General features: G+C 63.0%; 22 protein-coding genes. 8 read left to right on the top strand and 14 right to left on the bottom strand.

The genetic code is table 11. The features are described from left to right. Positions 1-46: 46 nt before the first annotated feature. A complete protein-coding gene (locus tag HB375_RS00870) occupies positions 47-1099 on the top strand; it encodes a DUF2125 domain-containing protein (protein ID WP_167671068.1) in 1053 nt (350 codons plus the stop codon). Here the strand turns inward: HB375_RS00870 and HB375_RS00875 are convergent. The 4 genes from HB375_RS00875 to HB375_RS00890 all read right to left on the bottom strand — a co-directional run bounded on the left by HB375_RS00875 (position 1093) and on the right by HB375_RS00890 (position 4863). Then, entirely contained in the window at positions 1093-2040 is a 948-nt protein-coding gene (locus HB375_RS00875) for a prephenate/arogenate dehydrogenase family protein (RefSeq protein ID WP_167671069.1), read from the bottom strand. The genes HB375_RS00870 and HB375_RS00875 overlap by 7 nt on opposite strands. Next, positions 2033-3139 (bottom strand): histidinol-phosphate transaminase, encoded by a 1107-nt coding sequence (gene hisC / locus HB375_RS00880; RefSeq protein WP_167671070.1) that lies wholly within the window; start codon positions 3137-3139, stop codon positions 2033-2035. Before hisC ends, HB375_RS00875 begins: the two co-directional genes overlap by 8 nt. A gap of 123 nt (positions 3140-3262) precedes the next feature. Then, entirely contained in the window at positions 3263-4096 is an 834-nt protein-coding gene (locus tag HB375_RS00885) for a chorismate mutase (protein ID WP_167671071.1), read from the bottom strand. Positions 4097-4185: 89 nt separating this feature from the next. Continuing rightward, entirely contained in the window at positions 4186-4863 is a 678-nt protein-coding gene (locus HB375_RS00890) for a hypothetical protein (RefSeq protein WP_167671072.1), read from the bottom strand. A gap of 132 nt (positions 4864-4995) precedes the next feature. Between HB375_RS00890 and metX the strand changes: the two genes are divergently transcribed. The 3 genes from metX to HB375_RS00905 all read left to right on the top strand — a co-directional run bounded on the left by metX (position 4996) and on the right by HB375_RS00905 (position 7235). Then, positions 4996-6165 carry a homoserine O-acetyltransferase MetX gene (gene metX, locus HB375_RS00895; protein ID WP_167671073.1) on the top strand — a complete coding sequence of 390 codons (1170 nt, stop codon included), beginning with the start codon at positions 4996-4998 and terminating at the stop codon, positions 6163-6165. After that, positions 6162-6806 carry a methionine biosynthesis protein MetW gene (metW, locus tag HB375_RS00900; protein ID WP_167671074.1) on the top strand — a complete coding sequence of 215 codons (645 nt, stop codon included), beginning with the start codon at positions 6162-6164 and terminating at the stop codon, positions 6804-6806. The genes metX and metW overlap by 4 nt, the downstream gene beginning before the upstream one ends. 72 nt (positions 6807-6878) lie before the next feature. Beyond that, the gene (locus tag HB375_RS00905; protein WP_167671075.1) at positions 6879-7235 is read left to right on the top strand and encodes a hypothetical protein; all 357 of its coding nucleotides are present in this window, start codon (positions 6879-6881) and stop codon (positions 7233-7235) included. A gap of 445 nt (positions 7236-7680) precedes the next feature. Here the strand turns inward: HB375_RS00905 and xerD are convergent, their stop codons facing one another. Both xerD and HB375_RS00915 read right to left on the bottom strand, forming a co-directional pair. Beyond that, complete coding sequence (gene xerD / locus HB375_RS00910; RefSeq protein ID WP_167671076.1) at positions 7681-8613, bottom strand: site-specific tyrosine recombinase XerD; 933 nt, start codon at positions 8611-8613, stop codon at positions 7681-7683. After that, positions 8613-8756 (bottom strand): histidine kinase, encoded by a 144-nt coding sequence (locus HB375_RS00915; protein WP_167671077.1) that lies wholly within the window; start codon positions 8754-8756, stop codon positions 8613-8615. The genes xerD and HB375_RS00915 overlap by 1 nt, the downstream gene beginning before the upstream one ends. Positions 8757-8895: 139 nt before the next feature. Here HB375_RS00915 and HB375_RS00920 point away from each other — a divergent pair, with 139 nt between their 5' ends. Genes HB375_RS00920 through HB375_RS00930 form a run of 3 tightly spaced genes read left to right on the top strand, consistent with a single transcriptional unit; the run spans position 8896 to position 11965 of the window. After that, entirely contained in the window at positions 8896-9525 is a 630-nt protein-coding gene (locus HB375_RS00920; RefSeq protein WP_167671078.1) for a shikimate kinase, read from the top strand. Between the two features lie 17 nt (positions 9526-9542). Continuing rightward, complete coding sequence (gene aroB, locus HB375_RS00925; protein WP_167671704.1) at positions 9543-10670, top strand: 3-dehydroquinate synthase; 1128 nt, start codon at positions 9543-9545, stop codon at positions 10668-10670. After that, a complete protein-coding gene (locus tag HB375_RS00930; RefSeq protein WP_167671079.1) occupies positions 10667-11965 on the top strand; it encodes an HlyC/CorC family transporter in 1299 nt (432 codons plus the stop codon). Before aroB ends, HB375_RS00930 begins: the two co-directional genes overlap by 4 nt. On the opposite strand, the gene HB375_RS17995 is transcribed toward HB375_RS00930, so the two are convergent. From HB375_RS17995 to HB375_RS00955, 6 genes are all read right to left on the bottom strand, one after another. Continuing rightward, on the bottom strand, positions 11962-12369 hold the full coding sequence (locus HB375_RS17995) for an alpha/beta fold hydrolase (RefSeq protein ID WP_246728282.1): 408 nt from the start codon (positions 12367-12369) through the stop codon (positions 11962-11964). The two genes, HB375_RS00930 and HB375_RS17995, sit on opposite strands and share 4 nt — an antisense overlap. Further along, positions 12366-12857, bottom strand: coding sequence for an alpha/beta fold hydrolase (locus HB375_RS18000; protein ID WP_246728283.1), 492 nt, complete (start codon positions 12855-12857; stop codon positions 12366-12368). Before HB375_RS18000 ends, HB375_RS17995 begins: the two co-directional genes overlap by 4 nt. Before the next feature lie 5 nt (positions 12858-12862). Continuing rightward, on the bottom strand, positions 12863-13801 hold the full coding sequence (locus tag HB375_RS00940; protein WP_167671080.1) for an alpha/beta fold hydrolase: 939 nt from the start codon (positions 13799-13801) through the stop codon (positions 12863-12865). A 25-nt stretch (positions 13802-13826) separates the two neighbouring features. After that, positions 13827-15632 carry a glucan ABC transporter ATP-binding protein/ permease gene (locus HB375_RS00945; protein WP_167671081.1) on the bottom strand — a complete coding sequence of 602 codons (1806 nt, stop codon included), beginning with the start codon at positions 15630-15632 and terminating at the stop codon, positions 13827-13829. A gap of 132 nt (positions 15633-15764) precedes the next feature. Next, positions 15765-16259 (bottom strand): CAP domain-containing protein, encoded by a 495-nt coding sequence (locus HB375_RS00950; protein ID WP_167671082.1) that lies wholly within the window; start codon positions 16257-16259, stop codon positions 15765-15767. After that, positions 16256-18769, bottom strand: a complete 2514-nt coding sequence (locus tag HB375_RS00955) for a DUF3772 domain-containing protein (RefSeq protein WP_246728284.1) — start codon at positions 18767-18769, stop codon at positions 16256-16258. Before HB375_RS00955 ends, HB375_RS00950 begins: the two co-directional genes overlap by 4 nt. Positions 18770-19158: 389 nt before the next feature. Between HB375_RS00955 and HB375_RS00960 the strand changes: the two genes are divergently transcribed. Further along, complete coding sequence (locus HB375_RS00960; protein WP_167671083.1) at positions 19159-21909, top strand: glycoside hydrolase family 2 protein; 2751 nt, start codon at positions 19159-19161, stop codon at positions 21907-21909. A gap of 3 nt (positions 21910-21912) precedes the next feature. On the opposite strand, the gene HB375_RS00965 is transcribed toward HB375_RS00960, so the two are convergent. Both HB375_RS00965 and HB375_RS00970 read right to left on the bottom strand, forming a co-directional pair. Next, entirely contained in the window at positions 21913-23106 is a 1194-nt protein-coding gene (locus tag HB375_RS00965) for a glycoside hydrolase family 1 protein (RefSeq protein WP_167671084.1), read from the bottom strand. 15 nt (positions 23107-23121) lie between these two features. Then, a complete protein-coding gene (locus HB375_RS00970) occupies positions 23122-24399 on the bottom strand; it encodes a family 1 glycosylhydrolase (protein ID WP_167671706.1) in 1278 nt (425 codons plus the stop codon). Positions 24400-24408 lie beyond the last annotated feature (9 nt).

Genomic DNA, 24408 nt, shown 5'->3' on the forward strand with positions numbered 1-24408 from the left:
CCCGAAACCGACCGCGCGCTGAAACCGCCCAACTGGAGAAGCAAGAATGGATGAGTCCCTGACCGAAGCGAGCGCCCGCAGCAATCGCTTCTGGCTTTATGCGCCCATCACCATCCTGCTTCTGGTCGCCATCGCGTGGAGCGTCGCCTGGTTCGTCATCCGCAACCGCACCAGCGACGCGATGGATGCGTGGCTTGCGGCTGAGGCCAAGGCGGGCCGCCAATGGACCTGTGAGGATCGTTGGATGGGCGGCTATCCGTTCCGCATCGAGGTCACCTGCGACACCCTTTCCCTGAAGCAGGGGGCGATCAGCGCATCGCTCGGCCGCGTCGAGTCCATCGCGCAGGTCTATCAGCCCCGCCTCATCATCACCGAGATCGACGGGCCGCTGACTTTCACCGACGGCAAAGTGACCGTTCAGGGCAGTTGGGATCTGCTGCAGACGAGCGTGCATACCACGCAGAATGGCTTCCAGCGTCTCTCGATTGCTGCCGACGCGCCACGCTTCACCATCAGCGGACTCGCCGAAAACGAGATCGTGACCGTAGGGAAGCATGTGGAGCTTCACATCCGCCCCAACCCCTCCCGCGCGGAGGAAAAAGCCTATGACGCCGCTGTGTCGGTGAAGCAGGCCTCGATTCCGTTTCTCGACGCGCTGGTCGGTGGAGCGGACCCGGTGGATCTGAGCGCGGACGTCACGGCCTCGCAAGCCGAGGGCTTTCGCGGCCGACCTGTTGCCGAGGAGCTGGAACGCTGGCGCACCGCCGGCGGCAAGCTCGACATTCTCATGTTGTCCATGGCGAAGGGGCCGCGCCGATTGGAGGCGAAAGGCGCTCTGCAATTGGATGAATTGCATCGGCCCGCGGGCCAGCTGAGCATTGCAGCGGCGGGGCTCGATGGTCTCCTCGGCAATGCTGTCGGCGGGCGCACGAATGGGGCGCTCATCGGCGCGCTGCTCGGTCAGGGCGCAAAGGCCGCCGCAGGCCAGCCCAATGCGCAACCGCAGCTCATGCCCCTGCCGTCCCTGCGGCTCGAGAACGGACGCCTCGTGCTGGGGCCTTTCGTGATCCCCAGCATCAGGCTGATGCCGCTTTACTGACCTTCCCGGCGGCGGCCGAAATCCGGCTCCGCCGTTTCCTGGCCTTCCGAGATGATGCCGCGCCGGATGGCGCGGGTGCGGGTGAAGAGGTCAAACAGTTTGTCGCCCTCGCCCCAGCGGATGGCACGCGCGAGCAGCGCGATATCCTCGTTGAGGCGACCGAGCATTTCGAGCACCGCTTCCTTGTTGTGCAGGAAGATGTCGCGCCACATGGTGGGATCGGACGCGGCGATGCGGGTGAAGTCCCGAAAACCGCCGGCCGAGAACTTGATCACCTCGCCCTGTGTGACGGTTTCCAGATCCGCCGCCGTGCCGACGATGTTGTAGGCGATGAGGTGCGGCACATGGCTTGTGATGGCAAGCACCAGATCGTGATGTTGCGCCGTCATGACTTCCACCTTGGAACCCAGCGTCTGCCAGAACGCGTTCACGCGCGCGACGGCCGCTTCATCCGCGCCTTCGGGCGGCGTCAAAATGCACCAGCGATTGAAGAACAGCGTCGCAAAGCCGGCGTCGGGGCCGGAATGTTCCGTGCCCGCGACCGGATGCGCGGGAACGAGATGCACGCCCGCTGGCAGGTGCGGCTGAACCTGATTGATGACCGAGGTTTTGACCGAACCGACATCCGACACGATGCAGCCCGGCTTCAGAGACGGCCCCATCGCCTCGGCGACCGCGCCACACGCGCCGACCGGCACGCAAAGGATGACGAGATCCGCATCCTTCACGCCGGCGGCGACATCGGTGGTCGCTTCATCCGCAATCCCCAAGTCACGCACGCGCGCAACGACCGCCTCGCTGTTGTCGATGGCAACGAGTGTGCCCGCAAGCTTGAGGCGCTGCGTGGCACGCGCAATGGAGGAGCCGATCAGCCCGAGGCCGACCAGTGCGACGCGCCCGAACAGCGGCGTGTCGCGGGGAGGACCGAGACGCTCAGGCATGGGACTTCGCGCCGCTCAGAAAATCGCGCAGAGCCGAGACGACAAGACGGTTCGCCTCTTCGCTGCCAACGGTGAGGCGCAGGGCATGAGGCAGCCCATAGGCATCGATCCGGCGCAAGATCAGGCCACGGCTCGACAAAAAGGCATCCGCCTCCTTCGAGGTCTTGCCCGGCGTTTCAGGGAAATGGATCAGCAGGAAGTTGCCGACGCTCGGCGTGACCTTGAGACCGAGCGCCTCGATCTCGCGGGTGAGCCAAGCGGCCCATTCATCGTTGTGCGCGACGGCCTTCGCCACATGCGCATCGTCCTGGATCGCGGCGATGCCAGCAACCAGCGCCGGGCCGTTGATGTTGAACGGGCCGCGGATGCGGTTGACCGCATCGATGACATGGGCGGGACCGACCATCCAGCCGAGACGCAAGTTCGCGAGACCGTAGATCTTCGAGAAGGTGCGGGTCATCACCACGTTGTCTGCGGTGGCAACGAGTTCGAGACCGGAGGAATAGTCGTTCCGGCGCACGTATTCCGCGTAGGCCGCATCGAGCACGAGCAGCACATGCGGCGGCAGGCCCGCATGCAGACGCTTCACCTCGTCGAACGGCAGATAGGTGCCGGTCGGGTTATTGGGATTGGCGAGGAAGACGATCTTGGTCTTCGGCGTCACCTTGGCGAGGATCGCATCCACATCGGCGTGATAATCCTTCTCCTTCGCCACCACCGGTACGCCGCCCGCCGCGAGGATCGCGATGCGATAGACGAGGAAGCCGTGCTCGGAGAAAATGCCCTCGTCGCCCGGGCCGACATAGGCGTTCGTGACCAGCGACAAAAGCTCGTCCGAGCCCGCGCCGCAGATGATGCGGTTGGGATCGAGCCCGTATTTCGCGGCAATGGCCTCGCGAAGCTTCGTGGCCGACCCGTCGGGATAAAGCTCGAGGTCGCCCACGGTGCGGATCGCCTCCACCACCTTCGGCGAGGGGCCGAGCGGCGTCTCGTTCGACGAGAGCTTATGGATCTTCGTGACACCCTTGGCCGCGCTCTTGCCGGGCACATAGGCCTCGATGTCCATGATGCCGGAACGGGGGACGGGACGAGAAGACATGGGTGTTTCCTCAAACTCAAACGGACTGTGTGACAAAGGCTCTAGCGCATTTTCCGGCGAAGTGGCTACCGGTTCGCCGAAAGGAAATGCGGCAAAGCAAAGAGATAGAGAGCAGCTCGCCGCTCATTTCACGCGGAAACGTTCGGCATGGCTGCCCACTTCGACGAGGCTTGCCAGGCTCGCGCCTGCGGCGGTGAGCGCCTCCTGAAGCTTATCCGGAGCGACGGTGCCGGGAACCGCGATCAATTCCGACAGCCCGGTAGCATCGGCGGCGCTCGCCACTACCTCGCCGCCCAGCTTGGCCAGAGCCTCGTTCGCCCCCTTGTGCCAGCGCTCGAACTGCGCGGCATAAAGGATCACGTCGCGCATGGCGGCATCCTCCAGGGGCTTCGAGATGACGAAGACCGGCGTTCCGGCCGGATGGTCGGGGCGCTCGATGAAGGGCAGGCGCGCGATGATCTTCGGCCGTTCCGCATCGGCAAGAGCCCGCCACCACGCGCCGCTCGTCGCCCCCTGGTCGAGCCGGAAAATGCCGAGATCCCCGCGCGAGGAGGCCACCGCCTCGATCACCGCTGCCGCGCTCGGATGGGTGATGTAAGGCACCGTAAAGCCGAAATGGAACCGCGCGCTGTCGCGCATGGGCGCATCGCCGCCGGAAATGTCGGCATGGACCGAGTACGGCGCCTGGACATAGGTGAAGGTGGCGATGATGACGCGCCAGATGCTCTCCGCCGTATCGAGCGGCAGCAGGCCCGTATGCCGTTCGGCCAGGGCCCGCATCATCGACGCCTCGCGGCCCGGCCGGAAAGCCTGACCTGACTCGGAGGTCTTTTTGACCGAGATCAGCCGGTCGATGATGGTACCGCGCTCCATGAGCAGGCGATGCATCGCCTCATCGATGCGGTCGATGTCCTGACGCAGATCGGCGAGGGAGAAGGCGGGCTTTTCAGCGGACATGAAGGCAATCCAAGAGGTGGGACGGATCGTTCGGCCTGCCTCTTAGAGCGCTAGTTTCCCTGCTTGTAAATGCGGACGTCTTCTATCCCTCAAGCGGATGTCACGGACTCTCCGTGCTTTTGACGCCCGTCCGTCGAGCGCATGAATGCAGTCACTGCGTGATAAAGCGGGACCATGAATCCTAATGTAACAAAAGCGATCATCTGGATTTTCCACCAGTGATTGTTAATATCTACATATTTTCCGTCGAATAATAGCCTCGTATTTTTCGCCTTTGCTCCAAGATGAGCATATTTATCGGGCTCAAAGACAATAACAGCCATCTGCGTCGCTGAACTATATATAGTAAAACAACAAAATACTATACCAACCAATAGATATGAAAATTTAAAAGCTGGATGCTTCCCGCTAAGTTCGGTCGCGACATACCTCCAGAGACCCGCACCGAAATACACGACTATGCCGCTTATAACTGCGACAATGAATGCGCATGTGTAAGCCGCCATCAGTTGCGTATGGAAATCAGCGACACATTGCGAAGATTTCTGGCCGAGAAGAACGACCTCGTTCCACGCCACCGGATAAAGCATTTTTAGGATGTCGGTAGCGGTGGCGAGGCTCAGCGGCAAATCGAGATGACAAAGCGATTGCTGATACGCTTGCTCGGCCTTCGACTCGATCCAGCTCGAACTCACAAGCCAAACCGCAAAGGGCACAATGACAGGGGTGAGGTCCCAGAACGATGGACGAAATGTAGAACGATTCATAATATTATTTCCTATCCGCCCTCTCTTGCACCTCGGGGCAGATGCGGCAAGTCGTTTTAGCCCAACGGTCGTTGACGACCGGACCCGCCCCCGTTACCGCTGTTCGGAAGATCGAACGTTTCCGTCGAAACCATGTCCAGTGCCGTTCCGCCCCCCGAGCCGCGAAGCCAGATCGACGATCCGTCGAGCCTTGTTGCGCGCTTTGGGCCGGACGAGCCGCTGATGATGGATGCGGGCACCCCCCTCTCCTCCTGGCAGATCGCCTACCAGACTTACGGCACGCTCAACGCCGACAGGTCCAACGCCGTTTTGATCTGTCATGCGCTGACCGGCGATCAGCATGTGGCGAATGTCAGCCCCGTGACGGGCAAGTCCGGCTGGTGGACCACCATGATCGGCCCCGGCAAGCCGGTGGATACCGACCGCTTCTTTGTCATCTGCGCCAATGTCATCGGTGGCTGCATGGGCACGACCGGCCCGGCTTCCATCAACCCCGCGACCGGTGAGCCTTATGCGCTCGATTTTCCCGTCGTCACCATCCGCGACATGGTGCGCGCGCAAGCAGCCCTGATCGACAGGCTTGGCATCGAGAAGCTGTTCTGCGTCGTCGGCGGTTCGATGGGCGGGATGCAGGTGCTGCAATGGGCCGCAAGCTATCCCGGCCGGGTCTTTGCCGCGCTGCCGATCGCGACGGCCGCGCGTCATTCGGCCCAGAACATCGCGTTCCACGAGGTCGGCCGCCAGGCGGTGATGGCCGATCCCGATTGGCGCGGCGGGCGCTACTTGAGCGAAGGCACACGGCCTTCCAAAGGCCTCGCCGTCGCGCGCATGGGCGCGCACATCACTTATCTCTCCGAGATGGCGCTGCACCGGAAATTCGGGCGCAACTATCAGGACCGCAGCGCCCCGACCTTCTCCTTCGACGCGGATTTCCAGATCGAAAGTTATCTGCGCTATCAGGGCCTGTCGTTCGTCGAGCGGTTCGATGCCAACTCGTATCTCTATGTCACGCGCGCAATGGATTATTTCGACCTTGCGGCGGAGCATGGCGGTTCTCTCGCGCGCGTCTTCAAGGGCTCGGCCACGCGCTTCTGCGTGATTTCGTTCACCTCCGACTGGCTCTTCCCCACCTCGGATTCGCGCGCCATCGTGCACGCGCTGAACGCGGCTGCGGCCTCCGTCGGCTTCGTCGAGATCGAGAGCGACAAAGGCCACGACGCGTTTCTGCTCGACGAGCCGGAAATGTTCGCGGCGGCGCGCGGCTTCATCGATGCAGCGGCTCGCGCACGGGGGATCGCATGACATCGCAAGCCGCGCTTCCCCCGACCGACGATCGTCTCGGCCACCGGCTCGATTTTCTCCTCGTCGCCGACATGGTCGAGCCGGGCTCGCGCGTGCTCGATATCGGCTGCGGCGATGGGGCGCTCCTTTCGCTGCTGCGCGAGCGCCGGAACGTCGACGGGCGCGGCATCGAGATTTCCCGCGAGGGCGTCAATGCCTGTCTCGCCAAGGGCCTGCCGGTCATCCAGGGCGACGCGGATACGGACCTCGTCGACTATCCGGATGATGCCTTCGACTACGTCATCCTCTCCCAGACCATCCAGGCGACCCGTCAGCCGAAAGCGGTGCTGGAACAGCTCTTGCGCATCGGACGCAGGGCCATCGTCTCCTTCCCCAATTTCGGCCATTGGCGCGTGCGGCTCGACCTTGCCTTTCGCGGGCGGATGCCGGTTTCCGAAAACCTGCCCTATGCGTGGTACGACACGCCCAACATCCACTTTTGCACGATCCGCGATTTCGTGGAGCTTTGCGCCGAGGTTGGCGCACAGATGGAAAAAGCCGCCGCCCTCGACGCAGGCGGCAGCCCCGTGCGCATGACCCTGCCCTGGTGGGTGTGGAACCTGCTCGGCGAGCAGGGGGTGTTTTTGCTCAAGCGGCGATAATTCTTGAAGGTCTTGCGGGAAGTTCACCGCAATGCAACGTTGTTCCGACCTTACCTATTCGCGGTGCAACGCATGGCCCCCTCACCCTTCCGCATTCTACCGGTAATCCTACTCACCTCGATGCTTACGCTCGCGACAGGCGCAGAAGCGGAACAAGCGAAGCTCCCTCTTGAAGTCAGCAATGCCGCCGCTGCAACCTGCCTGAAGGCCAAGGAAACGCTGCCGCAGATTCCCGCCATTCGCAGAACGCCCGATACTGTCGGCGACATGAGCAACATCACCGGCACACAAGTGGTAAAGGACGAGATCATCGTCTCCTGGGATATCCAGAACCTTCATGCCGACAAGAAATTTCGCCTCGCTCTTCGCGGCGTTTGTCACGTTTCAAGCGATGGCCGGACGTTGAAAAGCATCAAAGTCGTGGAATGACACGGCTGATGTCTTAAGATCCTGCACGAAAAGAAAGGGCCGCCTCGCGGCAGCCCTTTCGCAATGAATTCACCGCAATGAATCAATCAACGCTGACCGCCCTGCGGATTCTGGCCGCCCTTGGGCGTCTCTTTCGAAGGGGTCCGCTCTTCGCCCTTGCGGGGCATATCACGCTGTTTGTTCTTCTCCGACGGCGATTGTTCGCGGCCCGGAGAACCAGGTTGATTAGGCATCGTCTCACTCCCTGATGGTGGCTCGTGGCTTTGAATAACCCCTTCGGGAGAACATGGTTCGAGCTTATCTGTATTTTATTATTAATCCCAATGAAGTATTGACCTTAAGATTATAGGCTAATCGGCACAAAATAGCCTCACCTCAGCCCATTTCATGTCAAAATACTATCAGAGCTCGCTGCAATATTTTCACAACCCTTGACAGACGCAGCCTACCCTTCGCTGGCGGAGAGCGGGTGCAAGTCGCGCACCATGCTTTTCAGGCGCTCGTCGAGAACGTGGGTATAGATCTGCGTGGTCGAGATGTCGGAATGGCCCAGCAGTTCCTGCACGACGCGCAGGTCCGCGCCGTTCTGCAGCAGGTGGCTGGCGAAGGCGTGGCGCAGGACGTGCGGGCTGATCTTGTCGCCGCGCAGGCCAGCGCCTGCCGCCACGGCCTTGAGGTCGCGGGCGAAAGCCTGACGGGTGAGGTGACCGCTTTCGCTGTCCGCAGGAAACAGCCACGGCCCGCTCGCCTTGTTCTGCTGTTCCGAGAGAGCGAGATAGGCCTGCGCGGCCTCCCGCGCTGCATCGGTGAGGGGCACAAGGCGCTCCTTCGCCCCCTTGCCTCTGACGACGAGAAAGCGGTCCCTGGTCTTGGCGGCGCTGCGCGGCAGCGCAATCAGTTCCGACACGCGCAGGCCCGTTGCGTAGAGCAGTTCCAGCAGGCAGACCATGCGTGCCGCGCGCAGGCGTTCGGTGGGTGAGGCTTTTTCGAGGCTCGCGCTCTCCTGTGCCACCTGCAGCAGACGGTCCACCTGCTCGACTGAGAGAACCTTCGGCAGCGCGCGGCCGCGCTTCGGCGCAGACACTGCAGCCGTCGGATCGGCGGGGGCATAGCCTTCGACATAGAGAAATTTGTGGAGCTGCCGCACGGCTGAGAGGCGCCGCGCAGCGGAGCTGGCCTTCAGGCCCCGCTCCTCCAGGCTTGCCATGAAGCCCCGCACGGTCGCGGCATCGGCGCGGTCCGGCGCGCTGCCTGCCTCGTTGAGGTAAGCAAGATAGTCCTCAAGATCGCGCCGGTAGGCGTCCAATGTGTTCTTGGACGCGCCACGCTCGGCGGCGAGCATGTCGAGGAAAAGGCTGGCGTGACGGTGACCGTTCATCAGGAGGACGAATGCGGGGTGGCGACGGGCACGGTGATCTCATGCGGGCTGGGCTCAACGAAGGTCGCCAGCGCCCACATGGCAGCAAACCCGACAACCGCAAGCAAGGCAACGACGGCGAAAAACCGAAAAAGTGTCGGCACAGGAGCCTCATGAAGTCTCTTTGGTAGGAACCACGCAACAGCACGACAGGCAAGCCCCGATCAATTCTCAGGTTCATCCCTAAGCCATGGGCGCAAGCTCCTTGTGACAGAAGCCGCCCCCCATGCTAGGACATGAAGCATGAACAGTATCAGCCGCTTCACCTCCCTCGATGAAGCCGGCGAGCCGGAAACCGGAAGCCAGGGCGGCCACCCGATCTGCCGCCAGCTTGGCACGCGATCAATCGTGCTCGTCGGCCTCATGGGCGCGGGAAAGAGTACCGTAGGTCGGAGGCTTGCCCAGACTCTCGGTCTGCCTTTCCGCGACGCTGACCATGAAATAGAGGCCGCCGCCGGCATGACCATTCCCGACATCTTCGCCATTCACGGCGAGGATCACTTTCGGGACGGGGAACGCCGCGTCATCGCCCGCCTTCTTCAGGACCACGGACCGATGGTTTTGGCGACCGGCGGCGGGGCCTTCATGAACGATGAAACCCGGGCGCGTATTGCCGAGGACGGCATCTCGATCTGGCTTCGGGCCAACCTCGACGTGCTGATGCGCCGCGTGCGCAAGCGCTCGAACCGGCCCCTGCTCCAGACCCCGGACCCGGAAGGCACGATGCGGCGGCTCATGGATACGCGGCACCCGGTCTATGCGACGGCGGACCTCACGGTGGATTCGCACGAAGCGCCGCATGATCGCGTGGTCGCAGATATCATCGAGGCTCTCGCGAAGTGGTTTGAGAAAAATAGGAGTGCGCAACGTTGAGCGGCGCAGCAGCGCGGATGCCGGCGGCATCCATCACGACCGTTCCGGTGCCGTTGGGCGACAGGGCCTATGACATCTTCGTCGGGCGCGACCTGCTTCACGAAGCCGGGGCACGCATTGCCGCGCTCGGCGCGCGGGCAGCGGCCATCGTGACCGACGCGCATGTGGGGCCGCTTTACGCCGAGACCCTAGCGCAATCGCTTAAACAACAAGGTCTGCGCGCTGCCATCGTCACGGTTCCGGCGGGCGAGGCGACGAAAAGCTACGCCTCTCTCGAAACCGTCTGCGACGCGGTGCTGGAAGCCAAGATCGAGCGCGGCGATCTCGTCGTGGCGCTCGGCGGCGGCGTGGTAGGTGATCTCGCAGGCTTCGCGGCGGCCGTCGTGCGGCGGGGCGTGCGGTTCGTGCAGGTGCCGACGACCCTGCTCTCGCAGGTCGACTCCTCCGTTGGCGGCAAGACCGGCATCAATTCGCGCCACGGCAAAAACCTTGTCGGCGCGTTCCATCAGCCAAGCCTCGTTCTCGCCGATACGGCGCTCCTCGACACGCTGCCGCTTCGCGAAATGCGCGCGGGCTATGCGGAGGTGGTGAAATACGGCCTCATCGATGACGCGGCCTTCTTCGCTTGGTGCGAGAAAAACTGGCAGGGCGTTTTCGCGGGCGGACCGGAGCGGGACGAAGCAGTGGCGCAAAGCTGCCGCGCCAAGGCCGCCGTGGTGGTGCGCGACGAGCGTGAGGACGGCGACCGCGCGCTGCTCAATCTCGGCCACACCTTCGGCCACGCCCTGGAGCGCATCACCCGTTACGAATCGGCGCGGCTCGTGCATGGCGAGGGTGTCGCCATCGGGCTGTGCCTCGCCTTCCGCTTCTCGGCCTCGCTGGGCCTTTGCCCTGAGGCTGATGCGGCGCGTGTCGAGGCGCATCTTGCCGCCACGGGTCTGCCCACGCGGCTTGCCCAGGTTTCCGGCGGCTGCGGCACGGTGGACGAGCTTCTCGACGCCATGGCCCAGGACAAGAAGGTGAAGGGCGGCGCGCTCACCTTCATTCTGGCGCGCGGAATCGGGAAAAGCTTCATCGCTCCCGGCATTGCCGTCGATAGCGTGCGGGCGTTTCTGGAGAAAGAGATCAACGCGTCACGGCCATGAGTGAAGATCTTTCCGTCAACCTTTGGTTCGCGGCCCTCGTCGTTATCCTCTGCCTTCTTTTGTCGGCGTTTTTCTCCGCGGGCGAGACGGCGTTCACGGGAGCGTCGCGCTCGCGAATGCTGTTTCTGGAAAAGAGCGGAGATATCCGCGCCAGGCTGGTGAATCGCCTGCTGAACATGCGCGAGCGGTTTCTCGGCACGGCGCTGATCGGAAACAACATCGTTAATATCGGCGTCTCAGCCTTCACCACAAGCATTCTCGTGCAGCTTTTCGGCAGCGAAGGCGCGATCTATGCCACCGTGTTCATGTCGATCCTCGTGATCGTGTTTGCGGAGGTGTTGCCGAAGACGCTGGCAATCACCTCGCCCGACAACACGGCCCTGCTGCTGTCGCGCGTGATGACCTGGGTCGTCGCGATCATCGGCCCGCTGGCGCTTGCGGTGGAATGGACCGTGCGGCTCATGCTGCGGCCCTTCGGTATTCGTATCGGCGAGAACACGCCAATCCTCTCCGCGTCGGAGGAACTGCGCGGCCAGCTCGATCTGCTGCACAAGGAAGGCAATGTCGAGAAAGTGGAGCGCGACATGCTCGGCGGTCTTCTCGACCTTGAAGAGCTGACCGTTTCCGAGGTGATGGTTCACCGCACCAAGATGCGCACCATCAACGCGGATCTCTCATCGGAAGAGATCGTGCGCGAAGTGCTGGCCTCGCCCTATACGCGCATGCCGCTCTGGCGCGGCAGCCAGGAGAACATCATCGGCGTGCTGCACGCCAAGGACCTGCTGCGCGCGCTCGACGTGGTCGGCGGAGACGCCACCAAGCTCAAGGTCGAAGCCATCGCGCTCGAGAGCTGGTTCGTGCCCGACACGATGTCGCTGCGCGACCAGCTGAAGGCGTTTCTAGCGAAGAAAACCCACTTCGCGCTGGTGGTGGACGAATACGGCGAGGTGATGGGCCTCGTTACCCTTGAGGACATCCTCGAAGAGATCGTCGGCGACATTAAGGATGAGCACGATCTGTCCGTGCAGGGCGTGCGCCCGCAGCCCAACGGCTCGGTGAATGTGGACGGCTCGGTGCCGATCCGCGATCTCAACCGCGCCATGGATTGGAACCTGCCCGATGAGGAGGCGACGACCATCGCCGGCCTCGTCATCCATGAGGCGCAGGCCATTCCCGACACGGGCCAGATCTTCACCTTCCACGGCTTCCGCTTCCAGGTGCTGCGCAAATCGCGCAACAGGATCATGGCGCTGCGGATCACGCGCCTCGCCCCGGCGGGAAACAGAAACGATTAGGACCGTGTCAGAAAATCGATCAGCGCCTTGTTGACGACCTGCGGCTCTTCAATGTGCACCCAATGCGAACCGTCCTCCATCCAGAGGGCTTCGCCGTTGTCGCAAAGGCTCAGGCTTGCTTCAGCCAGTCCCTTCTGCAGGTAGGGGTCGCGGTTGCCCCAGATCACGAGTGTCGGCGGCTTGACGCGGGGATTGTCGATTGGCGGCCTGCGGCGCAGGGCGCGATACCAATTAACCATACCCGTCACGGCTCCCGGCACCGACCACGTCCGCATATAGCGCCTCGTATCCGCATCGGAAAATGTGCCCTTCCGACCGCCAATGTGCAGCATGCCACGCAGGATCGCGAAATTTCGGAATCTCAGCAGGGATTCCGGCAGGTAGGGGACCTGACAGATCATCATGTAGATGCTTCGCAGCATCTGGCTGGGGTGCTTGCGGATGTAGGGAATGAGGATTTGGGGGTGGAACGCGTTGATCGCCACCATCCGCTCGACCGATCCGGATAGCGGGACGCCGTCCACCACGCGATCAGGCCGCCGAAATCATGCCCAATGAGATGAAACCTCTCGCGCCCATAAGCCTGCGCCAAGGCGACGATATCGGCCGCGAGCGTGTCGAGATCGTAAGATCTGAGACCGATCGGCTTTTCGCTCAGGTTGTAGCCGCGCTGATCGGGCGCGACGACGCGAAAGCCTGCAGCCGCAAGATCGTCCACCTGCCGTCGCCACCCCCACCAGAAGTCGGCAAAGCCGTGGAGAAGAATGACAAGTGGAGCATCCGACGCGCCGAGCTGGACATCATGCAGCGTGATGCCGTTGACGCGGTGGAGCGTCTCAACCGGCTCCCCCGGCCATTCGAGCACACTCGGCTCATGGATCACCTGCGACATACCCCTCAACCCGCAGCAACACGGCTCCCCGTGTCGGAAATGCACCCCACCGGAGAACTCAGAAAGGAAACCAAGGCCTCGTTGACAGCGTCCGCTTCTTCGAGGTGGACCCAATGAGTGGCATTCTCAAATCCGAGGAACTGTGCGTTCTCACACAATTCCATGCTCTCATCGGCCAACCCGCGGTCCAGAAAGTGATCTTGCAGGCCCCACATCACGAGCGTCGGCACCTTGACCTTCACCTCCGCCAGCTGGGGGCGCACGCGCAGGGCGCGATACCAATTGATCATGCCGGTCAAGGCCCCCGGCATCGCCCACGCATTTTCATATCGCTTCATGTCGGCGGCGGTAAAAGTGCCGGCGCGGCTGCTCAGAGTCAGCGTCTTGCGCAGTACGGCGTAGTTGCTCAGCCCGAGGATGGATTCCGGAACCCACGGGAGCTGGAAGATGCCCATGTAGAAGCTGCGCATCATCTGGATCGGATGGCGGCGCACATAGGACAGCGCGATATGCGGATGCGGCGCGTTGATAGCGACGAGGCGCTCGACCCGGTCGGGATGGCGCGTCGCCGTCCACCAACCGACGAAGCCACCGAAGTCATGTCCGACGAGTTGCACCTTCTTGGAGCCGTAAGCATCGGCTAGGCCAATGATGTCGGCTGCCAGCGTGTCGAGATCATACGCCTTGAAGCCGACAGGCTTCTCGCTGAGGTTATAGCCGCGCTGATCCGGCACGACGACGCGAAAGCCGGAGGACGCGAGATGAGCGATCTGCCGCCGCCACCCCCACCAGAAATCTGGAAAACCGTGCAACAAAATAACAAGAGGCGATTCAGGCGTGCCAACCTCGATATCGTGCAAGGTAACGCCATTGACCTTGTGATGTCCGGTCGAGGCCGGTCCCGACCAGTCGGGAATACTTCCGTCGTTTGGGGCCAGGGGCATGAAGATTTAACTCCGCCCTCACCTCCTAGGCTTTTAGCGCCTCCTCGGCAACTAGCCTCGGGCGTCGTGGCCGCTCCTCGGTGGCCATGAATTGCGCCTTGGCAAGCTCCGCGAAGCGCCCGCCCTTGGCGACCAACTCGTCGAAGGTCCCCATCTCGACGATGTGGCCGTGGTCGAAGACGAGGATACGGTTGGCGTTGCGAATGGTCGCGAGGCGATGAGCGATGACGAAGGTGGTGCGGCCGCGCATGACTTCGTCCAATGCTCTCTGGAGCTTCTGCTCGGTGGCAGCGTCGAGCGCGCTCGTCGCCTCGTCGAGGATGAGGATCGGCGGGTTCTTCAAAAGCGCTCGCGCAATGGACAGGCGCTGGCGCTCGCCGCCGGAAAGCGAGCGGCCACGTTCGCCGATGATGGTGTCGAGCCCTTCGCTTTGCCGGGCAATGAACTCGATGGCCTGCGCACGCTCCAATGCCTCGATCATCTCCGCGTCGGTCGCCTCAGGCCGGCCGACCTGGAGGTTTTCCCGGATGGAGCGGGCGAACAGCATCGGCTCCTGGAACACCACGCCGATGTTGCGACGTAAGGATGAGAGCGCGATGTCGCGAATGTCGTCGCCGTCGATGCGGATTGCGCCCGATTGCGGATCGAAGGCGCGGTGCAGCAGGCCCAGCGTCGTCGACTTGCCGGAACCAGTTGCGCCGACAAGCGCAATGGTCTCGCCGGGATTGGTGGAAAAAGTCACGTCCTCGATGGCGGCGCGCTTGCCGTCATAAGAGAAGCTGACATCTTCGAAAGCAACGTTGCCCTGAAAACGCTCGACCTGCTTGGCGTTTGGGCGGTCGTGCACCACCGGCACGGTATCGAGCACCTCGAAGAACTCCCGCATCTTCGGCGCCTGCATGAAGAGCTGGTTGACGAAGCTCACCGCCTGTTCGAGGCGGGAGACCAGCATCGTCGCCATGCTCATGAACATGACGATATCGCCGATGGTGGCGAGCTTGTTGAGGTGGAGCGCCGTGCCGACGAGGAAGATCGCCGTGACCGTGATCGTCGCGGCAGCGCGCGAGGCGACAGAGGCCACCGCCCACCAGGACAGGACCGGGTTCTGGGCCTGGAGCAATTGTTGGATGATGGTTCTGAGCGAACGCGCCTCCGCCTCCACGCGGGTGAAGGACTGGATCACCGGCACGTTGCCGAGCGCGTCAGAGGCGTGCTCCGCGAGGTTCGAATGGTAGCGCTCCACCGAGCCTTGCAGGCTCTCCGTCTTGCGCAGCACGACGATGGTCAGGATCGTGAAGACGATGACCAGAGCAACGAGAAGGAGGCCGAGCCGCCAGTTGAGGAAGACCGTCAGCGGCAGCAGCACGCACAAAGCCACGAGCGCGGCGAAGTGCTCGCGGAAGAAGCCGAGCCAGAGCCAGGCCATGCCGTTCGAGCCTTCCAACATCACCTTCAGGACACGGCCCGAATGGGTCGAGGTATGGAAGGCCAGCGGCAGTTGGAGCACATGCTCGAAGTAATTCGCCACCACCGCGAGACGGCGGCGATGCGACAGTCGGTCGGCATAAAGCGCCACGAGCGCCCCCGCCCCGATGGAGAAGAAACCGAACGCGACCCAGGCCGCGATCAGCGGCGTCAGCACCGTGAAGGTGATGCGCGGCGCGCCCGGCACTTGAGCACGCGTCAGCACATCGATGATGCGCCCGAACAGGATCGGCTCCGCGAAGGCGGAAATGGCAAGCGCCACATTGGCGAGGGCCAGAATGCCACCGATACGGAGATCGGAACCGAGCTGGCCCAGAACACGGGCGTAAAGGCGGATCAGCCACATACGCGGTCACCTGCGCAACGAACCCCAATAGCAACCCATCATATAACCGCTGTTACATGATCCGTTGCTGAACGGAGTTTCGTCACGATACTAAGCCTGCCCCGGCTTTGGGCAAGCTTCGCCGCCAGCCGGTCAGCGCTTCGGGCCGGCGACGACGAGCACCCAATAGACCTTGTACTTGGAACGCGGCGTATAAGCCGTGGCGATGCCCATGCGGGTCGCCTGCGGATCTAGCAAAACCCGGTCATGCTGGGGGCTCTCGCGCCAGCCTGAAAACGCCTCGGCCAGCGTGTGGTAGCCCGCCGACAGATTGACAGCGGGCGCGATGACGCCCTTCGCCGCAAGACGACTCTTGAGGGTCTCGGCGGAGCTTGGCTTGTCCGCGGCCGCCATGGCGTCGGCCTCGGCCTCGGCTTCGGCCTGCAGGTCAGGATCGAGGGCGAGGCGCCCGAGGCCCTTGTTGCCGCGATAGGCGCTGATCATGTCCCGCGCGGTCGCCGCATCCACCACCGCATTGGCATTGGTGAGCGAGACATAGAAGCTCGGCATCTGATTCGCGGAGCGCTGCCCACCCTGGCAAGCAGCGAGGGCGAGCGCGATAAGGCTGACGACGGCGATGTGTTTCATGGAGAGGACTTATCCTTGAGAAGGGTTAAGCCTTCCTCTTCATCCTCCTTCGGCTTCTTCGGCGGCTCCTCTTCGTACTCCTCCGGCTTATGAGCAGGCGCCTCCGGCACGGCGGACGCGCCTGCTTTGCGCAGACCGCGGAAGATCTCGAAATACAAGTCGCTCGAAACGCGACCAGCCGCGTCGATGTCATCGACGAAGCAGATGAGGTCGAAGTCGATGGTGTTCTCGGTGACCTTCTTGAAGATGACGCGTGGTGCGGGCTCGCTCATCACCTCGCGGTGGGCGAGAGCGGCGGTGCGCATGATTTGCGCCACGAGGTCGGGATCGGTCGCGCGCGGAACGGGCACCGACACGAGCACGCGCCCGATGCGGTCGTTGCGAACCCTGTTGCGCACGATGCCGGAAATCAGGTTCGAGTTCGGCACGATCAGCGTCGAGCGGTCGTAAGTCTGAATCTCGGTGGAGCGCACGTTGATCCGGCGCACATAGCCTTCGCCATCGCCCACCACGACGAGATCGCCCACGCGGATGGGGCGCTCCCAGAGCAGGATGAGCCCTGAGATGAAGTTGTTGACGATGGATTGCAGGCCGAAACCGATACCGACCGAGAGCGCACCGGCGACGATGGTGACACGCTCCAGGCTCAAGCCCAGATAGCTGAAGGCCAAAACGCCCGCCGCAATGACGCCGACATAGCCCGCCGCCGTGCGGATCGAGTTGCGCAGGCCTGCATCGAGATCGGTCGCGGGCAGGAAAGTGTGATCGAGCCAGCGCTGGATCACGCGCGTGATCGCGAATCCCGCCGCGAACAGCAGGGCGGCAATCAGGATCGACGAAATCGAAATGGTCATATCGCCGACGCTGAAGCCGAAGAAGGCGGCGCGGATCGACCCCATCAGATCGGTTGACTCGATTCCCCACGGCGCGAGCGCCAGAAGGACGGCCAGAACGATCAGCCCGAGCCGGGCCGCGCCACTGGCCAGCACGCCGATCTGTTCGAGCGAGCGGAGGCGCAGGCCGGTGTTGGCCTGAAGCGTCGTGGCGACGCGGGTGTCGCCGCGCAGCGTGCCGCCGATGAACTCGTCCGCCAGCGCAATCGAGAGAATGAGCAGCGCGACGATGATGGAGACCCAGATGACCTGATCGACCAGGAATGAGGCAAACGCCACATAGCCGGTGAGCACACTGGCGATGACGATGCCGACCACGATCCAACCCAGCGTCCGCAACGGGCCGCCGATGTCGGGCTCGGGCGCCACATAGGGGCCGAGGCAGGCTTCTTCCTGCGAGGCCTTGCGGGCGAAGCGACGCAGAAGCTCCGCAAAAAGCAGCACTGCAGCCAGCGCGAAGACCCCGCGGGTGACGACTGTGATCGGCAGAGCCGCGGCAATCGCCTGATTGAACGATTCCAGCACCTTTCCGATCATCATCACGGTTGCGATGGTGACCGAGAAACTCATGATGCGCGTGGCGGACGTGTTCGAGACGTTTACCAAGCGCCAGGGCGTGTGATCGGGCGCGAGAATGGCGTCCACCAGCGCCCGCACGAAGGCCACGAATGCGATGCCGAGCAGCAAGGCCGCGACAACCTGTTCCAAACGCGGCGGGAAGATGTCGGCCGAGTCGATCGCAATCCAGACGATCCAGCTGCCGGCAATGGCAGGAACCGCGCCGAGAAGCAGCACGGCGAGCGCCGCAAGCAACCGGCTGCGGCGCGCCGGCTCGGTGATTTCAGGGTCACGTCGCACGAGACGCGGCGCGATGTAGCGCCGCCCGACATAGAGTGCGATGGCGGTGCCGAGCGCCAGTGCGACGACCAGCAGCACGCCGAACGTCGCGTTGCGATCCATCTGGGTGAGCGTATCGGACAGGGTGATGCGCTGCGCTCGCAGTTCTCGCGGGATGGCCTGGACGACGTTGAGCCACAGGCTAGGACTCAAGATGCCGTCGCTGCGCTCTAACAAGGCGCGTGCAAAGCCGGCGCGTCGCCGGTCGCTGATCTGCGCATTGACCTGTTCGGCCTGAACGAGAAGGGCGCGCGCCAGGCGCTGCGTCTCGTCCAACTCCGCCACCGCCGCCTCGCGTTCGGCACGGTCCTTGGCGGCGTCGGCGCTCTCCTCGGGCTGGCCGTCCTTCGGCTTCGGCCCGAGCTGCGTGAGCCGCGCCTTGCTGGCCTCGAGCTTCGGCGTCTGATCCTCGATCAGCGCGCGGATATTGGCGATGATCGGCTCCATCTGCTGCCGGAGGTTCTGGAGCTCCGCGTTGGGAAGCGTCCGGCCCTGGAGTGCCAGCTCCTTCTGGTCGAGATCGGCCTTGATGCCGTCGAGCTTGGCGCGGGCGGCCTTCGTGTCGAGCGAGGCTGCGCTGCCTGCCTCCGGCGCGGCGGAGACCGCCGGTACGGTTACTGGCGACTGGGGCTGAGCCTGTGCCTGCCCGAGCCCGCCAACTGCGAACGTCAGCACCATCAAGGCGGCCCAGAAGAACCGCTGCATTCCCGTTTTCGTCATTCAATCCGCCTTGTCGCAAATCCTGGATGGCCGGTTATGCGAATCATTGGGGCAAAAAGTCGCCTTCGGACAGGCAAAGCGCAAGAAAAAGCCGAGGATGATGAACAACATCGTTTCCTCACCCATCCCAGCGATAGCGCAGGCCACCAGGACGCCCGCAGAACACCGCCTTGTACCCCCGGCGGAAGACCTGAGCCCGGGATCAAATGCGCGGCTCCACCGTTGTTTCAGTTTGGGCGCGTCGCCATTGTCGCGGGTGAGGACAAATAGTTCGAGCGATTCTCGGGGTCGGTGCGGCGAAGAGTGCGCCAGGCTGACAAGCCGTGGGATCAGTCATGTTTTCGCCGCTTTGGACGCCCTTGGGTAGAACCTGAATTCAAGGAGCGCTCATGCACGACAATCGCATCAGCCTCGATGGCACCTGGGAATTCCTGCACATCGCGGATGACCGCCTTTCCGGCCCCGCCGAGATCCGTCAGATCGTGGTTCCCAGCCCCTGGCAGGCACAGTTCTCCGACCTGCGAATGCGCGCAGGCATCGGCATCTATCGTCTGAACCTCGAACTTTCGGAAGACTGGCTTCGCGACAGTGTATGGCTCCGCTTCGGCGCGGTTTTTCACAACTCGCGCGTCTTCATCAACGGAGAACTTGTGGGCACGAACGAGGGTGGCTTTCTGCCCTTCTCCTTCGACGTGACGCCTTATCTCAAGCCCGGCCCGAACGAGATCAAGGTGCGGGTCGACTCGCCAACCGACAACCCGGCCGAGTTTCCGGATTCACCCTTCGCCGAAATTCCGTTCGGCAAGCAGAGCTGGTACGGCCCGCTTTCGGGCATCTGGCAGCCGGTCCTTCTCGAGCGCCGCATCGCAGATCACATGACGCGCATCCGCCTCGTGCCGAACCGGGAAACGGGACGGGTCATGGCGGGCGTGTTCTTCGCGCGCCCTCTCACGGACGAGGCGGACGTCAGGATCGAGGTTTTTGATCCCTCCGGCAATCTGGTGCTCGAAGAAACGCACCCGACGCAGGTCGGCGTCACCAGCATGCCGTTCGAGTTTTCGATCAAGCATGTGGAATCCTGGTCGCCGGACGAACCGAACCTTTATCGCATCCGACTGCACCTCGTCCGCGACGGCGCAGTTCAGGATGAGATCGAGGACCATTTCGGCTTCCGCACCATCGAAGCCCGCAACGGCAAATTCTATCTCAACGGCGAGCCGCTCTATCTGCGCGCCGCGCTCGATCAGGATTACTATCCCGACACCATCTGCACGGTGCCGTCAGTGGCTTTTCTGGAAGACCAGTTCCGCAAGGCAAAGGAATTGGGCCTCAATTGCCTGCGCTGCCACATCAAGGCGGCGGACCCACGTTATTACGAAGTCGCCGACCGCATGGGCCTTCTGATCTGGACCGAGCTGCCGAATGGCGGCATGTCCACCGACCGCTCGCGCGGGCGCAAGGAAAAGCTCCTCAAAGGCATCGTGGATCGCGACGGCAACCATCCCAGCATCATCATCTGGACCATCATCAACGAGAACTGGGGCGTCGACCTCGTCAACGATCCGGATCATCGCGAGTGGCTCAAACGCACTTTCGCCTGGCTGAAGGCCTATGACCCGACGCGACTCGTGGTCGACAACTCGCCGCTCGCGCCGAGCTTCCATGTTGAATCGGACATCGCGGATTATCACTTCTACGCCGCTATTCCCGACCACCGTGACGAGTGGGACAAGTTCGTGGACGAACTCGCGGCCCGCGCCTCCTGGCTCTATTCGCCCCATGGCGACGCGGTGATTACCGGCCGCGAACCGCTGATGTGCTCCGAATTCGGCAATTGGGGCCTGCCCTATCCAAAGGATCTACGCGCCGCCAATGGCGAGGAGCCCTGGTGGTTCGAAACCGGGCACGATTGGGGCGAGGGCGTGATGTATGCGCACGGCGTCGAGAACCGCTTCTCGGACTGGAGCATGGACCGTGTCTTCGGCGACCTGCGCCGCTTCGTGACCGCTGCGCAATGGCAGCAATTCCGCGCGCTCAAGTACGAGATCGAAGCGATGCGCCGGAAGCCGAGCCTTGCGGGCTACGTCATCACCGAGCTGCACGACTGCCATTGGGAATCGAACGGCCTTCTCGACATGCGCCGCAATCCGCGCGTGTTCCACGAGCTGTTCCACATCATCAATGCGGATACGGTGATCGTGCCGAAATGGGAGCGGGTCTCCTATTGGGCGGGCGAGACGGCCAATCTTCGCCTCGCGGTGGCGCACGGCGCGGGGCCTTTGCTGGAAAATTGCCGTCTCGACATCAGCCTGGACAGTCACACAAAGCAGATGAATCTGCCGCGTATCGAAGCGCCCTTCGTGCTCGATCTCGGACAGGTGGCGATCCCCATTCCGGAGCTGACGGAGGCGGGCCTGCGCCGCATTTCGCTGCATCTGCGTTCGGCGGAGGGGCACCTGATCGCGCAGAACCACGTGGACCTTGCCATTCACCCCAGGCGCGGCGCGCCGGCGCAGGCGCGCCAGCTGATGTGGTCACCGGACGAAGACATTCGCGAGCGCTTGCAGCTCATGGGCTATGCCGCCGCGCGCGAGATGGAGGAAGCGACCGTCATCGTCTCCCGCAACCATGACAAGGTGATCGCAGATCATGTCCGGCGGGGCGCAAACCTCCTGTTGCTGCCGGACCACGAGATGATGCTCTATCCGTTCTTCCCGCATTGGCAGAACGTGAAGGTCAAGTCGCGCGACGGTACGCTGTGGCGCGGTGATTGGGCCTCATCCTTCTCGTGGCTGCGCCGCGCCGGGCATTTCGCGCACTTCCCCGGCGGGCCGCTTCTCGATGAGACGATGGACCGGGTTCTGCCGGATTACGTGATTTCCGGCTGCAACCTGCTCGACTTCCAGGCCCGTGTCTTTGCCGGTCTGGTGGTCGGCTGGATTCACAAGCCGGTCGCACTCGGCGTGGAGCGTACGTACGGACGCGGACGGATGGTGGCGTCCACCCTCCAGCTGTTCAGGGACGATCCGCTCGCCGAGCCGACCGCGACGAGCCTGCTCGACAGTCTCATCGACCTCTCCGTCGAAGCACGCGCGCCGCGCCTCGAGGAGGCCGTGCGGGCAGCGGAGGCTGCGGCGTAAATCTCATGTCATGACTCGTGCGCGAGGCGACAGGCGTTCGCGCCGCCGCCTCGCGTGCAACACATCGAGCCCGCGCATATCGCGAAAGGCGTCGAGCATCGGCTGACAGGGAACGCGCTCACCATGCGGCTCGTGGCGACAGACGGGATCCCACAGCCCCATGGGTGTCCAATCCTGAGGCGAATGCCATTCCGGCATGCCGAGGATGGGATAGAGACAGACGCCCTGAAGGGGCACACCATCGCGCAGCAGGATCTCGGATTCCCCCGCCACCTCGCGCAGCCAGGGGCCGCGCCTTTCGCCAACATGCGTCGTCTCGGTAATCATCAGATCGCCGCCATAGCGATCCGAGACGCTTGTCACGAGATCGCGCAGTTTCACACGGCGTGGATCGTCCTCGGCCAGAGGCGGAATCGTGCCGTCAACGGAGGGTGGCGTGTTCCACTCCCACTGGTTCGTCCAATAGTAGTTGACGCCCACAATATCGAGATGCGCCCGGCTGCCGCCGAGCTCCGGCAGGAGACGGCCGCACAGCATGTCCCAGGATTGGAAGACAAGGCGATTGTTGAAATCCTCCACCACCGCGCGCCATTCCTCCTCCTCACACATCGGCGCCACGACGGAGCAGAGCGGGTCCGCATTGACGATGCGCGCGTCCGAGCGCACGGAGCGGATCGCGTCGATGCCTTGGATGGCGGCACGCACAAGCGCGACCTTCAGATCCCATCCACGCCCGCTTTCGTGCGGCGCAAACAGCCCCTTCTCGCCGCCGGCGTAAGCCATGAATGAGGGTTCGTTGACGGGCGTGAAATAAGGGATGCTGGAGGAATGGCGCTCCACGAGCCGCGCGGCGGCGTAGCAGTAGTCGGCGAAGCGGCTTGGAAAGTCCGTGCTCCACAGGTCGACGTGGCGAGGGAAGCCGTAATGAAAAAGATCCCAGATCACCTCGAGCCCGCTCTCCGCTGCCGCATGCAGAAAAGGCGCGACGGAGGAAAAATCGTATCGTCCCCGGCCAAGGTCGATCAGCGGCCAGCGCATGACTTCACGGATGCCGTGAATGCCGAGCTTGGCGAGCGCGCGATAATCCTCGCGGAAGGTTTTGTCATGCCCCGTGGCGACGACCTGATCGAACCACTGGCCATGGCGGTTATATCCGGTCGAGCCTTCGAAGCCGGCCAGGAAGAAGCTGCGAAACATGAAAAGCGCCCCGCTCTATCCAGTCTTCAGTAGCCCAACGGCGGAAATGCCGCCGGCCACACAGGCCTGATAAGAACCGACGAGAGGCGTAGGAGTTCGATCTAGCGTCACGGGATCAAGGTCCCACAACCCCATCGGCGCGACATAATTCGCGGGATTCCGCGTGCCTTGGCGGTACGCCCAGGCCACCATGTCGAACATCGGCCACCAGGTGTAGCCGACCATCGGGATGCCCTCAGTTCGCAAAATTTTCACCGCCGCGATGGAATCGTCCATCCATCGTTGCCGCTTCGCGACCGAGCCGATGGATGCGGTCTCGCTGACGAAAAGCGGCGATTTGTAGCGCGCATGATAGAGCCGCCCTAGCTGCGCCACGAGATCGCCGGGAGCGTAAGGCTGGCGGATGCGCAAGCGCCCCCTCGCCTCTCGTTGCAGCCGCTTTTTTGTAAACATGGGGTAGAGGTTCAGGCCGATGAACGGCAGGTCGATGGCATTCTCCTGAAACCACGCGAGGTCGCTCTCCCCCGCGCCATGGTGCAGCAGCCACGCCCAGAGCGGATGTTCGCGGTTGACTCTGCCGCTGACGAGATCGAGCGAGAGAAACACGATCTCCTGTCGGCGCTCGCCCTCACCAGCCAAGGCTGGATCGGGAGTCTCGTAGAGATCGGTCGCATCGACGTGAACGGCTAGAATTTCAGGATCGACTGCCTGCAAGGCCTGCACCGTGCGCACGATGCCGCGGGCAATCGCCATCATGACTGCGATGAAACCCGACCAACCGCGGCGAAACGGCGGCCACCAGCCGAGGCGGCCGCAATACCAGGCGGTGATGCGCGGCTCGTTCAGCGGCGTGTACCAGAAGATTCGCCCCTGGAAGCGACCAGCGAGGCCGGACGCGTACTCCGCGACACGCTCGGGATAATCGGGGTTGAGGTAAGCGCCATGCAGCCAGCGCGGCAGGCCATAATGGACGAGGTCCACGATCGGATCGATGCCGAGATCAAGAAGACGCCCGAGTGTCTTGTCAGGAAAGTCCCAATCCCACTGCCCGCGCGCGGGCTCCACACGGTGCCAGGGGATGCCGTAGCGAATGGTCTTCACGCCCAATGCGGCTGCGAGGCTCAGGTCCTCCGCCCAGCGCTCATAGTGACCGGTCAGCTCATACTCATCGAGAGTTCGCCCCGTCGATGGCCAAGGCTCAGTGATGAATGTGTCCTCGATTCCGGTCGACCACCAGAAAGCCTGCGGTGCAGTGAGGCGCGACGCTTGCGGGCGGAGCGGAAGGGATGTCATCACCTATGA

The sequence above is a fragment of the Microvirga terricola genome (genome assembly GCF_011777495.1).
GTDB lineage: Bacteria > Pseudomonadota > Alphaproteobacteria > Rhizobiales > Beijerinckiaceae > Microvirga > Microvirga terricola.